The organism is Streptomyces sp. TLI_053 (assembly GCF_900105395.1).
In the GTDB taxonomy this organism is placed as follows: domain Bacteria; phylum Actinomycetota; class Actinomycetes; order Streptomycetales; family Streptomycetaceae; genus Kitasatospora.
Window position 1 is genome coordinate 4,507,445 of the sequence record NZ_LT629775.1, and the last position, 12,873, is coordinate 4,520,317.

General features: G+C 68.3%; 16 protein-coding genes and 1 pseudogene. 8 read left to right on the forward strand and 9 right to left on the reverse strand.

Annotated elements, in window-relative coordinates; genetic code table 11:
* The first annotated feature begins 60 nt into the window (after positions 1–60).
* Positions 61–793: pseudogene (locus tag BLU95_RS45570) on the forward strand (thioesterase II family protein).
* Here BLU95_RS45570 and BLU95_RS18045 read toward each other — a convergent pair.
* Genes BLU95_RS18045 through BLU95_RS18055 form a run of 3 tightly spaced genes read right to left on the reverse strand, consistent with a single transcriptional unit; the run spans position 690 to position 1,497 of the window.
* Entirely contained in the window at positions 690–905 is a 216-nt protein-coding gene (locus BLU95_RS18045; protein ID WP_093860934.1) for a hypothetical protein, read from the reverse strand. The pseudogene BLU95_RS45570 and the gene BLU95_RS18045 overlap by 104 nt on opposite strands.
* Complete coding sequence (locus BLU95_RS18050; protein WP_093860935.1) at positions 902–1,135, reverse strand: hypothetical protein; 234 nt, start codon at positions 1,133–1,135, stop codon at positions 902–904. Before BLU95_RS18050 ends, BLU95_RS18045 begins: the two co-directional genes overlap by 4 nt.
* Positions 1,132–1,497 carry an ATP-binding protein gene (locus BLU95_RS18055; protein WP_093860936.1) on the reverse strand — a complete coding sequence of 122 codons (366 nt, stop codon included), beginning with the start codon at positions 1,495–1,497 and terminating at the stop codon, positions 1,132–1,134. The genes BLU95_RS18050 and BLU95_RS18055 overlap by 4 nt, the downstream gene beginning before the upstream one ends.
* A gap of 250 nt (positions 1,498–1,747) precedes the next feature.
* On the opposite strand from BLU95_RS18055, the gene BLU95_RS18060 reads away from it, so the two are divergent.
* The 7 genes from BLU95_RS18060 to BLU95_RS43315 all read left to right on the forward strand — a co-directional run bounded on the left by BLU95_RS18060 (position 1,748) and on the right by BLU95_RS43315 (position 8,122).
* A complete protein-coding gene (locus tag BLU95_RS18060; RefSeq protein ID WP_159424924.1) occupies positions 1,748–2,614 on the forward strand; it encodes a helix-turn-helix domain-containing protein in 867 nt (288 codons plus the stop codon).
* On the forward strand, positions 2,607–2,798 hold the full coding sequence (locus tag BLU95_RS45110; RefSeq protein ID WP_093860937.1) for a DUF397 domain-containing protein: 192 nt from the start codon (positions 2,607–2,609) through the stop codon (positions 2,796–2,798). Before BLU95_RS18060 ends, BLU95_RS45110 begins: the two co-directional genes overlap by 8 nt.
* 552 nt (positions 2,799–3,350) lie before the next feature.
* Positions 3,351–4,073: a hypothetical protein gene (locus tag BLU95_RS18070; RefSeq protein WP_093860938.1), complete on the forward strand. Its 723-nt coding sequence runs from the start codon at positions 3,351–3,353 to the stop codon at positions 4,071–4,073.
* Positions 4,074–4,276: 203 nt separating this feature from the next.
* Positions 4,277–5,125, forward strand: coding sequence for a hypothetical protein (locus BLU95_RS18075; protein WP_093860939.1), 849 nt, complete (start codon positions 4,277–4,279; stop codon positions 5,123–5,125).
* 211 nt (positions 5,126–5,336) lie between these two features.
* Positions 5,337–5,810 carry a hypothetical protein gene (locus BLU95_RS18080; RefSeq protein ID WP_093860940.1) on the forward strand — a complete coding sequence of 158 codons (474 nt, stop codon included), beginning with the start codon at positions 5,337–5,339 and terminating at the stop codon, positions 5,808–5,810.
* Between the two features lie 148 nt (positions 5,811–5,958).
* A complete protein-coding gene (locus BLU95_RS18085; RefSeq protein WP_093860941.1) occupies positions 5,959–6,678 on the forward strand; it encodes a hypothetical protein in 720 nt (239 codons plus the stop codon).
* A gap of 148 nt (positions 6,679–6,826) precedes the next feature.
* A complete protein-coding gene (locus BLU95_RS43315; protein ID WP_197698769.1) occupies positions 6,827–8,122 on the forward strand; it encodes a hypothetical protein in 1,296 nt (431 codons plus the stop codon).
* Positions 8,123–8,148: 26 nt separating this feature from the next.
* Here BLU95_RS43315 and tgmC read toward each other — a convergent pair whose 3' ends face one another.
* The 6 genes from tgmC to BLU95_RS18120 all read right to left on the reverse strand — a co-directional run bounded on the left by tgmC (position 8,149) and on the right by BLU95_RS18120 (position 12,648).
* Positions 8,149–9,237, reverse strand: a complete 1,089-nt coding sequence (gene tgmC / locus BLU95_RS18095; protein ID WP_353653582.1) for an ATP-grasp peptide maturase system methyltransferase — start codon at positions 9,235–9,237, stop codon at positions 8,149–8,151.
* 87 nt (positions 9,238–9,324) lie between these two features.
* Positions 9,325–9,600, reverse strand: a complete 276-nt coding sequence (gene tgmA, locus BLU95_RS18100) for a putative ATP-grasp-modified RiPP (RefSeq protein ID WP_093860943.1) — start codon at positions 9,598–9,600, stop codon at positions 9,325–9,327.
* Between the two features lie 134 nt (positions 9,601–9,734).
* On the reverse strand, positions 9,735–10,568 hold the full coding sequence (locus BLU95_RS18105) for a helix-turn-helix domain-containing protein (RefSeq protein WP_093860944.1): 834 nt from the start codon (positions 10,566–10,568) through the stop codon (positions 9,735–9,737).
* Positions 10,565–11,080, reverse strand: a complete 516-nt coding sequence (locus tag BLU95_RS18110) for a DUF6879 family protein (RefSeq protein ID WP_093860945.1) — start codon at positions 11,078–11,080, stop codon at positions 10,565–10,567. The genes BLU95_RS18105 and BLU95_RS18110 overlap by 4 nt, the downstream gene beginning before the upstream one ends.
* Positions 11,064–11,276, reverse strand: a complete 213-nt coding sequence (locus BLU95_RS18115; RefSeq protein WP_093860946.1) for a hypothetical protein — start codon at positions 11,274–11,276, stop codon at positions 11,064–11,066. The genes BLU95_RS18110 and BLU95_RS18115 overlap by 17 nt, the downstream gene beginning before the upstream one ends.
* Before the next feature lie 154 nt (positions 11,277–11,430).
* Entirely contained in the window at positions 11,431–12,648 is a 1,218-nt protein-coding gene (locus tag BLU95_RS18120; protein ID WP_107452574.1) for a glycosyltransferase, read from the reverse strand.
* Between the last annotated feature and the right edge of the window lie 225 nt (positions 12,649–12,873).

Genomic DNA, 12,873 nt, shown 5'->3' on the forward strand with positions numbered 1-12,873 from the left:
ATATAGGCGCGGGCGGAACCGTGGTCGGGACGCCCGCTCCCTCGGTCCCGAAGGACGCCCATGACCGACTCCGCAGCCCGGTGGTTCCGCTCCTACCGCGCGACCGCCGCCCCGAGCTGCCGCCTGGTGTGCTTCCCGCACGCCGGTGGCGCCCCGACCGCCTACCGGGACTGGGCCCGCTCGCTGCCCGCCGACATCGAGGTGCTGGCGGCCTGCTACCCGGGCCGGCAGGACCGGATCGGCGAACCCTTCGCGGCCCTCCGTGCACACCATGGCCGACGAGATCGCCGACGCGCTGCGGCAGCTGGCGGACGTGCCGCTGGCGCTGTTCGGGCACAGCATGGGCTCGGTCGTCGCGCACGAGGTGGCCCTGCGGCTGGACGCCGAGTACGGGATCCAGCCGTTGCGGCTCTTCGTGTCCGGCTCGGAGCCGCCGCACCTGCGGGTCCGCGAGACCTTCGTTCTGGGGAAGCCAGAAGCGGGAAGTCGGATCCGTCGACTTCCCACCACGATCCACCTTCGTTCCGGGCTGCCCCTCGCTCTGGCCGAGCGAGCGGCACCCCCTCGACGCCTTGAGGCTCGGAGGTCGCGGGTCGGCGCAGGAAGTCGACGGGATGGACTTCCTGCGCTTTTCCGGTGGGCCCCTTGTTGGTCGCAAGGGGCCCACCGGTGGGGTGCGGCTTCGGCGGTCAGTGGGGCTGGGGGTTGTCGGGGTCGGTCTGGTGGGGGGTCCAGGTGTGTTCGGTGGTGCCGTCGGGGTGGGTGTGAGGTTCCCAGTGGCCGTGGCGGGTGATGGGCGGCGGGGGCGGGCCGATCCTGAGGGCGGTGACGACGCCGGTGACGACCGTGGCGATCGCCAGCGCCAGGAGGACGACGAAGGCCGCGCCGACGAGGAAGGCGCTCATTCCCGGTCCGCCTCCCGCATCAGTTCGAGGAGGTTGAGGAGGGTGGAGACGGGGGCGTCCCCGAAGTCGACGAGCAGGCGGCCGTCGATGGTGCGCTCCGAGACGGCGGCGGAGCCCCAGCGCAGGCCGAGGGGTCTGCCGCGTTCGTGGAGCTCTCGCAGGAGGGCGGTGACCTCGGGCTCGGTGTAGGTGCGCAGGATCCGGTCGTGAGGGTCGATCGGGGTGTTCACGCGGCGAAGTCCAGTTCGAACCAGACGACCTTGCCGGTCTTGGTGGGGTCCGCGCCGACCCGGTGGGTGAGGGCGCGCACGAGGTGGAGTCCGCGCCCGGAGACGGCGTAGGGGTCGGCGGAGATCCGGGGTTCGGGCAGCTCGGGGCAGTCGTCGCAGACGGCGACGCGGAGCGTGGCGGGCCGCAGGCAGACCAGGACGGCCGGGGCGGGGCAGCGGCCGTGCTGCCAGGCGTTGACGAACAGTTCCTGGAAGGCGAGTTCGGCGTCGGCGATGCTGTCCGGCGGCCACCCGGCGGTGCGGAGGAGGGAGCGGAGTTCGGCCCGGACGGCGGAGCAGTCGGGCGGGTTGCAGGCACGCATGGCGAACCTCCAGAGGGAGGGGCAGGGAGGGGGGAGGAACGTACGCCGAAAACGGGCAGCAGGCGCCTACCGCCGCAGGAAACAGGCGTTACTGACGATCCGTCGGATCGCTGTGAGACAGACCATAGCCCACGTCGCCACAGATTTGTGGCGCCAATCGGGAAGTTCCCCCTACCGTGGCATCCGGCCCGGATGGACCCGCTCGCTGTGGGCGCGGCACACTGGCCCTGCGCTATCCAGAGAGGACGCCATGGCCCTTCGCTCCAACCCAACTCTCCGTCAACGCAGGCTCGGCACAGAACTGCGGCGGATGCGGGAGCAGGCCGGCTTTGGAGGCAGCCAGCTCGCTCGCGACCTTGGCATCAACCCCGCTCACGTGACGCAGATGGAAGCAGGGAAGACCGGCATCAGTGTCGAGCGACTGCGCACCGTCGCCGCACTGTGCATGTGTGTCAATCAACCGTTGATCGACGCTCTCGCTGAAATCATCACAGCGCGAGGGAAGAATGGGTGGTGGGAGGAGTATCGCGGAGAGCTCGCCACAGACTTCCTGGACGTAGCGGAGCTGGAATCTGATGCGCGGAGACTCGTCACCTACACAACAACCTTCATTCCTGGGCTGCTTCAGACGACTGCCTATGCCTCAGCCCTGTTCTCCCAGACATACCCACCCCTGCCTCCCCACGAGGTCGAACTCAGAACGTCCTTCCGCATGAGAAGGCAGCTCATGGTGAAATCCGGTGCCACGCCGTTCTGCGCTTTCATACACGAAGCAGCCCTTCGCATGCAGTTCAGTGGGCCGAGGGACCTCGCCGAACAGCTCGAAGCACTTCTTGCCGAATCAGAGCTCCCGAATGTCTCGCTCCGCATCGTTCCGTTCGGAGTCGATTCCGTCCCGAGCCCGAGCGAGAATTTCACCTATGCGGAGGGACCCGTCGTCGATTTGGACGCTGCACAGATGGACACAGGCCATGGCGGTCAGCTCTTCGACGCACCCGCACACCTGGCGAGATTCCGTGCGCTCATCGCGCAGATGGGATCCACAGCGTTGTCCGAGGAAAGGTCGCGAGACCTAATCCAGTCCATCATGAAGGAAAGTGAACGCAAGCATGGCTAGCCAGACCTGGCAAAAGTCCAGCTACTCCGCAGCAAACGACAACTGTGTCGAAGTACGTGCTGTGAGTGGGCTGGTCGAACTCCGGGAGTCCGATGACGGCGAACTCATACTCCGCACCGCCCCCGACACCTTCGCCACCCTCCTCCGCACCATCAAGGCCAGCGAACTCGACCACCACGCCTGACCCCCTGCGGCCCCTCGCTCCGCCCGAGCGAGGGGCCGCAGCATCTGCACCGCACCGGACCGTTCATGTCCACGAGCAGCAGCAAGTGCGCACGGATGCACTCCTTGGCGGTACCCGGCCCCAAGAGGGATCCCTCGGCCAATTCCGTACCGGTCCGGCCGTAGCGGCCCAGCTCCCTGGTGAACACCCTCACGCTTGGAGCCAAAGGAGCGGCAAAGGCCACCTCGGCGTCCCCTGTCGCCTCGGCAAGATCGGTGGGCGAGGTGCCGGCGCAGCCCTTGCCCTGGAACGTCTCCATCGCCCGCGCGACGACGACATCCGGTTCGAGGCTCTTCGGCCTGCCTTTATCGCCGCCGTAGCCGGAATGTGAACTACGGGCCGGACACCTTGCAGGGCGGCCTGATCCGCTCGCTCCCCCTCCACGGCGATCGCGCCGCCCTGGCGCACCCCGCGACGGCCCTGCCAGCATCGCCATCGGCGCGCACAGAAAGTGCGCGAATCGTTCACAGTGGCCACATCAGTGTGGTCACAGAACGCCGAGGGGATCCCGAAATGGCAATCAAGACCTTACGGAACCGCATCCCGCACCTGCTGACCGCCGTACTTCTGCTCCTGGGGCTGATGACCGCCGCAAGCACCCAGGCCCAGGCCGCACCGCAGCCGCTGGGCGGCAGCGCGACCGTGTGTTCCAACTCTCCGATACCGACCGGCTGGGTCGTCAACAGCGCCTCCACCAGCAGCAGCTGCGGCAGCGGCCGCGTCTACAACATCAGCGACACCACCGGCGTGAGCTACACCACGGTGTGCTCCTTCTCCCCCATCCCCACCGGCTGGGTGATCAACAGCGCCTCCACCACCAGTTACTGCGCGGGCGCCACCTACAGCTACAACATCACCAACAGCGCCTACATCAGCTACACCACCGTCTGCTCGTTCTCCCCCGTCCCCGCCGGCTGGGTGATCAACAGCGCCTCCACCACCAGCAACTGCGGCGGCGCCACCTACGCCAACAACATCAGCAGCACCGCCAACATCAGCTACACCACCGCCTGCTCGTTCTCCCCCATTCCCACCGGCTGGGTGATCAACAGCGCCTCCACCACCAGCAACTGTGCGGGCAACACCTACATCTACAACATCAGCAGCACCGCCAACATCAGCTACACCACGGTGTGCTCCTTCTCCCCCATCCCCGCCGGCTGGGTCATCACCAGCTCCTTCAGCACCAGCAACTGCGCGGGCAACAACCTCGGCTACAACATCCGCAGGGCCTGACACCCCTCGCCCCGCGTGCCCCCGCGCTCGACCCGAGCGCGGGGGCACAACCACGCCGATCGGGCCCGGCATCCGTACCCCTCAGGCACCCTGGTGCACCCGCAACAGCCCTGAGAGCATCACAACCACCGCGCACAGGAAGTGCGCGAATCGTTCACTGCGACTACATCAATGTGGTCACAGAGCACCGAGGGGATCCCAGAATGACCATCAAGGCCTTACGGAACCGCATCCCGCACCTGCTGACAGCCGTACTTCTGCTCCTGGGGCTGATGACCGCCGCAACCACCCAGGCACAGGCCGCTTCGCAGCAGCTCACCGGTAGCGCGACCATCTGCTCCAACTCGCCGATCCCGGCCGGCTGGGTCGTCACCAGCTCGTACAGCAGCAGCAACTGCCCGGGTACCGGCTACGCCTACAGCATCACCGATACGACCGGGATCAGCTACGCCACCGTGTGCTCGTTCTCGCCCATTCCCACCGGCTGGGTCGTCACCAGCTCGTACAGCACCAGCAACTGCCCGGGCACCGGCTACGCCTACAGCATCGCCAGCACCACCGGAATCAGCTACGCCACCGTCTGCTCCTTCTCGCCCATTCCCACCGGCTGGGTCGTCACCAGCTCGTACAGCACCAGCAACTGCCCGGGCACCGGCTACGCCTACAGCATCGCCAGCACCACCGGAATCAGCTACGCCACCGTCTGCTCCTTCTCGCCCATTCCCACCGGCTGGGTCGTCACCAGCTCGTACAGCACCAGCAACTGCCCGGGCACCGGCTACGCCTACAGCATCGCCAGCACCACCGGAATCAGCTACGCCACCGTCTGCTCCTTCTCCCGCATTCCCACCGGCTGGGTCGTCACCAGCTCGTACAGCACCAGCAACTGCGCAGGCAGCGGCTACGCCTACTCCATCGCCAGCACCACCGGAATCAGCTACGCCACGGTGTGCTCGTTCTCCCCGATCCCCGCCGGCTGGGTCGTGACCAGTTCCTTCAGTACCAGCAACTGCGCAGGCAGCGGCTACGCCTACACCATCAGCAAGGCCTGACGACCGCCCCTGCCTGGATTGCCCCCGCGCTCGACCCGAGCGCGGGGGCCGCCCTTTGCACCTCCGAGGGAGGAGAGCGCGGCCACCGCACCCTGGTGCCGTATTCACACTTCTGACACCATCTCAGCCGCGACAGGCAGGCAGTGAACGAATGGTTCGCCGCGGCTGCATCCGCGCAGTCGGGGACCACCCAGAGAATCCGAGGCCGACCTTGACGACCTTCCGGACCCGCGTCCCGCACCTGATCACGGCCGTACTGCTGCTCCTGGGGCTGATGACCGCCGCATCCGCCCAGGCGCAGGCCACCCCCCAGCGGCTCACCGCCGGCACGACCATATGCTCCAACTCGCCCATTCCGGCGGGGTGGGTCGTCACGGGCTCCTACCGCAACAACGGTTGCGCGGGTGCCGGTTACATCTACACGATCCTCGACACCAGCAACCTGACCAACGTGACGGTCTGCTCCAACTCCCCCATCCCCACCAACTGGGTGATCACGGGCTCCTACGCCACCAGCACCTGCGAGGGGTTCGGCTACGCCTACACCCTCGCCAAAATCACCACCCAGACCACCACCACGGTCTGCTCCTTCTCGCCCCTCCCCGCCGGCTGGGTCGTGACGGGCTCGTACAGCACCGGCACCTGCGCGGGCAGCAACATCGCCTACACCATTCGCAGGCTCTGACGGGCCCTCGCGAGGCGGTCACACTGCACCCTGGTGTCACTTCATCATCTCTGACACCATCTCAGCCGCGACGAACAGGCAGTGAGCAAATGGTTCGTCTCGGTTGCATGAGCGCAGCCGTGGAACGTCGAGAGGATCCCAGCCCGACATGAAGACCGCACGGAAGCACGTCCCGCACCTGATAACCGCCGTCCTGATGCTCCTCGGCCTGATGACCGCCGCGACCGCGCCGGCCCAGGCCGCCACGCAGCGGGTCACGGCCGGTGCGAGCATCTGCTCCAACGGCACCGTCCCGGCCGGGTGGGTCATCACCTCCTCGTACAGCACCAACGCCTGTCCGGGCACCGGCGTCGGCTACAACATCACTGATTCGAACGGTATGACCGGCCTCAGCGTGTGCTCCATGTCGCCGATCCCGCCGAACTGGGTCATCACCTGGTCCTACAGCACCAACAACTGCATCGGCACGGGCGTCGGCTACAACATCGCCAACGTCACCAACGCGACCAGCGCCAGCGTCTGCTCCATGACGCCCATCCCGCCGAACTGGGTCGTGACCTGGTCGTACAGCACCAACGCCTGCGCCGGCACGGGCGTCGGCTACAGCATCGCCAACGTCACCAACTCCACCAGCGCCTCCGTGTGCTCGTTCACCCCGATGCCGCCGAACTGGGTCGTGACCTGGTCGTACAGCACCAACGCCTGCGCCGGCACCGGCGTCGGCTACAGCATCGCCAAGATCACCACCCAGACCACCGCCTCCGTGTGCTCCTTCTCCCCTCTCCCCGCGGGCTGGATCGTCACCAGCTCCTACAGCACCAACGCCTGCTACGGCAGCGGCACCGGCTACTACATCCGCAAGGCCTGACCGCCGCCCTCCGCACCCGTGCCCCTCGCTCCCCCGGAGCGAGGGGCACACCCGTGTCCACCCGCCCCCACCAGGGATTTCTCCGCTCTGATATCACTGGGAGCCTGCCACCGGCCCCCTGCTCAGCACCACAGAACGGACCGCTCCCATGGACGACGGGACCACCCGCACACCCGGCGGCTACTGGGACCCGCTGCCCACCGCCCGGCGCCTGCTCGTCGAGCATCCGCACCTGGACCAGTTCGGCGGACTCTGGGCGGACCGCAACTGGCGCAACGTGCCCGGGCCGTTCTACGGGGCGGACACCGACAGCATGCAGACGGGACGGCAGGACGCGCCGTTCCACATCGCGTACGACGACGAGTTCGGACCGCTGGACGGGCGGGAGTTCGTCTACCGCCAGCCGGCCGACGCCGCGCAGACCCACGACCTCCTCAACGGCTGCTTCGCCGGCCACGGCGGCTTCGCCATGGACGGCGACGAGTACTGGACCGACGCCACCGTGCGCGAGTGGTGGCACGAGCGCGGTCGGGTCCGCGAGTGGGCGGTCACGACCTCCGCCCGCTGGTCCCGGGTCCGCGGCGAGCACCGGGCGCACTACCGGGACGCCGCGCAGGGGCTGCGCGACTACCTCACCCACCTCGACGGCGGGCTGAACAAGTACCTCCGCAACTACCTCTTCCACCTCGCGGAGGGCCGTTCGCCACTCCCCGGCGAAGCCCTCCCCGAACTGCTCCGGCCCCGCCGGCCCGCCACGCCCCACACCACCGAGCCCCTGCTCGCGGGCTACTTCGTCGGCGTGCCCGAGCCCCTGAGCGGCTCCGGGATTCCCCGCACCGAGCTGCTGACCACCGCCTCCAACTGCCTGATCGACTGGCTCCCGCAGGACGACTGCTGGTTCGCCACCCCGACCGAGGCCCTGACCGCCTGCGCGACCGTCGCCGTCCCCGCCGAGGCCCGGCTCTTCGCCCTGCTCGTCCCCGGTGACCACGTCCACGCGTTCGTCACCGACATCCGCGAGGCGGAGACCGACGAACCCGTCCTGCTCGCCCACCTCGACGGCCCCGACCCCACCCCCGAGCCCGCCGAGGGCGGCCGCACCCTGGGCTGGGAGGTGCTCGGCTACGACTGGGGCATCCTGCACACCTGGCTCTGCAACGACCTCCACGACGACGCCGTCCGCCGGCTCGGCATCACCACCAACGACCGCGGGCTGCTCCCCGACCGTGCGACCGCCGAACGCGTCGCCACCTGGGCCAACGCCCGCGACGACACCAAGCCGGTCACCTGGTTCCCAGCCACCCTGCTCGAATGGGACACCCCCATCGAGAGCACCTCCGTCCCCGTGGCCACCGCCCCCGCACCCCTCGCCCCACCCCCTGGTGGCAACGCCTCGCCGACCTCTTCTGATCCGTACCGCAACGGCCGCCTCGCTCGACCTTGAGCGAGGCGGCCGCCACAACCGCATTGTCAGATCGGCAGATCCCAGCCGGGACCGTCCTCCGCGCCGATCCAGACCCGCTGACCGATCTCCGACACAGTGATCCCGAATCCCTCCTGGTGCGGTTCACCGACGGCTTGCCAGGCTTCGACACCTCGCTCCACCTGGTCCCAGAGTCTCAACGGCCCGCGCTGCCGGACGGTCCAGCCACCGTCCGGGTCCGGTGCGGTCCGGGCGTACGAACCGGTGGCCACGTCCACGAGTGTCTGCTCATCGCCCCCGCCCATTCGTTCAGCGGACGGGGCAGCGAGTTGAGCCACCCAACTGCCGGTCCACGTGCCGATGATCGATGGATTGATCCGGGAGGCCCGCTGCTCTCCCGAGAGCAGCGTGAGCCCGGATCTCGCGGGCCGCTCGTGCGCGCGAGCGATCATGAAGCTCGTGCAGCCGGGCAGAAAGCGTCCAGTGGCCCGCCCCGGCTCGGTGACATTGAGCAGTACCAGCCCTGACGCATAACTCCATCCGCAGAGGGTGACCAGGATCCGCCCCCCAGGCTTCACCTGGAAGAGCCAGGGAATCGGGAGGTGGCGGACCGAGCAGGTGGCGATCAGCCGATCGTAGGAACCACCGTGCGGATCACCGCGCAGACCGTCTCCGACAACCAGCCTGGGTGCAGAACCCGCCGCCTTGAGCGCAGCCGCCGCCCGCTCTGCTACTACCGGGTCGAACTCGATGCTCGTCACGGCGGCGTCCCCGAGCCGATACGCACCGAGCGCGGTGGAGTACCCGGTTCCGGTACCGATCTCCAGCACTTGGTGCCCGGGCTCGACACCCAACTGCTGCCACATGGCCAGCACCAACGAGGGCAAAGTCGAAGAGGACGTCGGTGATCCGATCACTCTGCCGTCGCCATCGCTGCCCGATCCTGGCGAGATCGTGCCGTCCAGTTGCGTGATGAGGGTCTGATCGGCATAGATCCCCTCCAGCCATCCCGGGTCGCCCCGGCGGACCGTCCGATAGGCGGTCGGCATGCTCTCCGGGATCGCAGAGAAATACGAGTCGACAAGAGGATCCGGTGTGCAGATCGAGGCCGGGGTCGACCCGGACTGCCGGAACAGCCCGCTCTGCCAGGACTCGCAGAACGAGGTCCGCCGTCACGTCCTGCGCATTGGTCAGCACGAGCACCGACCCATTTGTGTCGGCCATCAGTCCGAGCTCTGGTCCTGGTCGTAGGACTCGGCACTGTCGACATCCGTCGCACCGCCAGGACTCGCCCCGTCGCCCAGACCGGTGCTGGTGGGCGTGAGGCCGTTCGTACTGGTGCCGTGCGTTCCCAGTTCGACCACTCGACCGCCCTCGTCGACGATTACGGCGATCTGGGTCTCGGGGTCGACCATCGGCGGGGTCATGGGGATGGGAGCGGCCGGCTCGAACGGGCTCATTCTCGTCGTACCCCACGGCGCTGCAGGCGTCTTCGTCATCTGCGTCCTCCTCGGGTCAGTGCGCATCACAGACGGAAACAACTGTCCGCAATTGCAATCTCACCGTAAGGAGTCAAATTCTGCCCTCGCAAGAGCATTCCCGTACATGCATGAACCCTCCTCCCGGGAGAGCCTCACCGACGGGACGCCTCGGCCCAATCGGCGAGCACGCCCCGAGCCGCAGAGCCGAACACCGCTGCCTCCTCGAACAGGTCGAAAATCTCTCGGTGCCGGCCGACATCCTTGGGGTCGCGGAAAACGATCCGGCCGGTGAAGGTCTCCACGGTGACCAGGCGATTGTCGTAGATCGTGAATGTGTTCATCGGCCCACGGGGCAAAAACCGTCCGATCGGCAGCACGCCGAGGCGAACGCCCGGCAAGCGGGACAGCGAGACCAATCGGTCGATCTGCACTCCCATGGCCAGCGGCGGAAGCAGAGCCCACCTGACCGCCTGCTCGGTCAGGACGAAGGTGAACGTCTTGGACTCGTCGTAGAGGACTGCCTGACGTTCGATCTTGCGGAGGACGACGGCCGCACGATCACCGGCCGAGTACCCAAGACTGGCTTCCATGTATTCAGGAGTCGCAAGCAGCCCCGTGATCATCGCAGGGAGGAAGTAGCGCAACTCGGTAGCGTCGGATTCCAGGGCCTTCAGCTCCGCTTGCCGCCTCGCCGTCCCGCGCCGCCAGGAGATGCGCTTGTCCTGCCACTCGGTGTTCGCGATTCTGGCGAGCGCAGTGATGTCGCGAGCGAGTTCTTCGGGCACCTTGAGCGCCCACAGGATGCGTTCAACATCGACGACACCGGGTATCACCCTGCCCGTCTCGATCTTGCTGATCTTGCTCTGGCTGATTCCGCAACGCACTGCAAGCCGGTCTCCTGTGAGACCGGCTTGCAGTCGCAGTTCTCGGAGCATCCCGGCCAGGTCCCGTTTTGAGCGGCCGAGCCGATCCGGCTCCAGCGTCATTCGTGGGCTTTCACATACTCTGCGAAGGGCACCGCATGAGCGAGTGCGGTTCGCCTCATTTCCCGGCACTCCTCCGCACGGTCGTCGGCCAACTCCCGGTTGATCTGCGTGCCGTCGGCACGAAAGTTCAGCCGCACCACCGAGGATTCGTCGAACATCCACCAGTCCTGGAGCGGGATGCCGAAGTCCCGTTCGGTGACGTCCAGGATCCGGATGTCCTCGCCTGCGGCGATGTTGCCAGGGATGCCCCAGGCGAACTGGTAGCACTGGTAGTCGGTCAACGGCTGCCGCACTACTCGCACCCGCCCGATCGTCCGACCGGAGGAGACGAAGCCCCGCACTCGCGTGTGCCACGCCGCGTTGTGCTCGACCGGCTTCGGCTCTCCCCGCAGGAATCGCGCGACGTTCTCGGCCTCGCGCGGCATCGTGTAGAGGGGCTGCGCTTCGAGACGGAACGCGCTGTGCCGGTACCCGTCGAAGTGCCTGCGCCACTGGTCACCATCCAAGAGCACGGACTGCCTCCTCCAGGATGTGACGGGGAATCTCCACCGCTGCCTCACCTGCCGGAACGGCGAGGGCACCGAACCGATCGCCCTGCACCACGAAGGTTCCTCGATCGGTGGCATAGATGTTCGGACAGTCGTCGTCATCGCAGACGGGACCGTCGAACTTACCGGTCAGACGCGTCAAATTGGCGCGTTCGGCCATGGTGATCGCCTCCTCAAGAGCCGGCCGATCGGACCGGCAGCTAAAAAGCTAGGGAGTCGGGAAAGCACCCGTCCACCTGAACTTCGAAGAATTCCCGTCGCGGACTAAGGATCTTGATCGAAGCCTGCTCACCTCGTTCTGACACAGCCGCCGGTCAGCCCGCCGTGACCGGGCCGAGGTGGGCGAGCAACGGTGCCGCGCCGTCCTCGGTGGCGATGGCGCGGGCGAGGTCGGCGGCGCGGCGGCCGTAGGAGGGGTCGGTGAGGCTGTCCGTGATCGCGGTGGCGAGGGCCTCGGCGGTGAGGTCCGCGAAGGGCAGCGCCCGGGGCGCGACGCCCAGCTCGCACAGCCGGGCCGCCCAGAACGGCTGGTCGGCCATGACGGGGACGGGCACGGCGGGCACGCCGGCCCGCAGTGCGGCGGCCGTGGTGCCCGCCCCGGCGTGGTGGACGACGGCGGCGGTGCGCGGGAACAGCCAGTCGTGCGGCACGTCGCCGACGGCCAGGATGTCGGTACCGAAGGCGTCCAGGTCGGCCCAGCCGGCCTGCACCACCGCCCGCACACCGGCCCGCTCCACGGCTCCGGCCACCAGTTCGCCGAGCCGCTCGCCCTCCCCCACCGCCATGCTGCCGAAGCCGATGAACACCGGCGGCGGGCCCGCCCGGAGGAAGTCGACCAGCTCCGCCGGGGGCTGCCAGCCGTCCGGCCGGGCGGGCCACCAGTAGCCGGCCGCGCCGACCCAGGACGGCCAGTCCGCGGGGCGCGGCAGCACCGACGGGCTGAAGCCGTGGAACACCGGCCGGACACCGCTCCCCGCCGAGGGCGCCTCGGCAGGGAGCCCGAACCGCGCCCGCAAGCGGGTGGCGGCACCCTCGAAGACCGCCTCCGCCCGCCGCACCACCTCCCGGCCCACGGCGAGATTGCCCTCCCGGTCCGCGCCCGCCTCACCGCGCGCGTTCGGCAACGAGAACTCCCCCGTCGGGACGGACGGTACGAGGTAGGTACCGATCACGGGGATGCCGAGCGCCTCCCCCGCCGCCCGGGCGAGCGGCGCCGGGCCGAACGCCGTGAGCAGCACATCGACCCCGCCGCCCTCCACCGCCTCCGCCACCCCGTCGCCGACCCCGTCCGCGTACGCCCGCGTCAGCGCCCGGACCTCCTCCCGCGACCCCGCCCGGGCCCAGTCCCGGATCAGCCCCTGCGGATCCCCCGGCACCGCCCGGAACCCCAGCCCGCACCCCCCGACAAGCCCCGCGAACCCCGCATGCGCGGCCACCACGACCTCGTGCCCCGCCTCCTGCAGCCTCCGCCCCAGCCCCGTGAAGGGCGCGACGTCTCCCCGTGAACCGGCGGTGATGATCAGAGCACGCATGCGCCCGATTCTCCCCCGGCCACCACGATCCCCGCCGGTGAATCCCGCTGAGCACCCGGAGTGGGAAGTCGGACCGGCCGACTCCTTACTCCGCCCGACAGCCCGCCGTCCCCACTCCCGCGAACTCCGATCACCCGGTGACTCCCACGCAGGAAGTCGACCGGGTCGACTTCCTGCGCCGACGGTCCGTTCCCTCCGTATAGAGCCCCTATAGCGGGCCCCCGG

Coding starts and splice junctions, on each gene's coding strand:
- BLU95_RS18120 (WP_107452574.1), bottom strand. CDS start 12,648: ATGCGTGCTCTGATCATCACCGCCGGTTCACGGGGAGACGTCGCGCCC.
- BLU95_RS18115 (WP_093860946.1), bottom strand. CDS start 11,276: ATGGCCGAACGCGCCAATTTGACGCGTCTGACCGGTAAGTTCGACGGT.
- BLU95_RS18060 (WP_159424924.1), top strand. CDS start 1,748: ATGGCCCTTCGCTCCAACCCAACTCTCCGTCAACGCAGGCTCGGCACA.
- BLU95_RS18055 (WP_093860936.1), bottom strand. CDS start 1,497: ATGCGTGCCTGCAACCCGCCCGACTGCTCCGCCGTCCGGGCCGAACTC.
- BLU95_RS18070 (WP_093860938.1), top strand. CDS start 3,351: ATGGCAATCAAGACCTTACGGAACCGCATCCCGCACCTGCTGACCGCC.
- BLU95_RS45110 (WP_093860937.1), top strand. CDS start 2,607: ATGGCTAGCCAGACCTGGCAAAAGTCCAGCTACTCCGCAGCAAACGAC.
- BLU95_RS18075 (WP_093860939.1), top strand. CDS start 4,277: ATGACCATCAAGGCCTTACGGAACCGCATCCCGCACCTGCTGACAGCC.
- BLU95_RS18045 (WP_093860934.1), bottom strand. CDS start 905: ATGAGCGCCTTCCTCGTCGGCGCGGCCTTCGTCGTCCTCCTGGCGCTG.
- BLU95_RS18105 (WP_093860944.1), bottom strand. CDS start 10,568: ATGACGCTGGAGCCGGATCGGCTCGGCCGCTCAAAACGGGACCTGGCC.
- BLU95_RS43315 (WP_197698769.1), top strand. CDS start 6,827: ATGGACGACGGGACCACCCGCACACCCGGCGGCTACTGGGACCCGCTG.
- tgmA (WP_093860943.1), bottom strand. CDS start 9,600: ATGACGAAGACGCCTGCAGCGCCGTGGGGTACGACGAGAATGAGCCCG.
- BLU95_RS18085 (WP_093860941.1), top strand. CDS start 5,959: ATGAAGACCGCACGGAAGCACGTCCCGCACCTGATAACCGCCGTCCTG.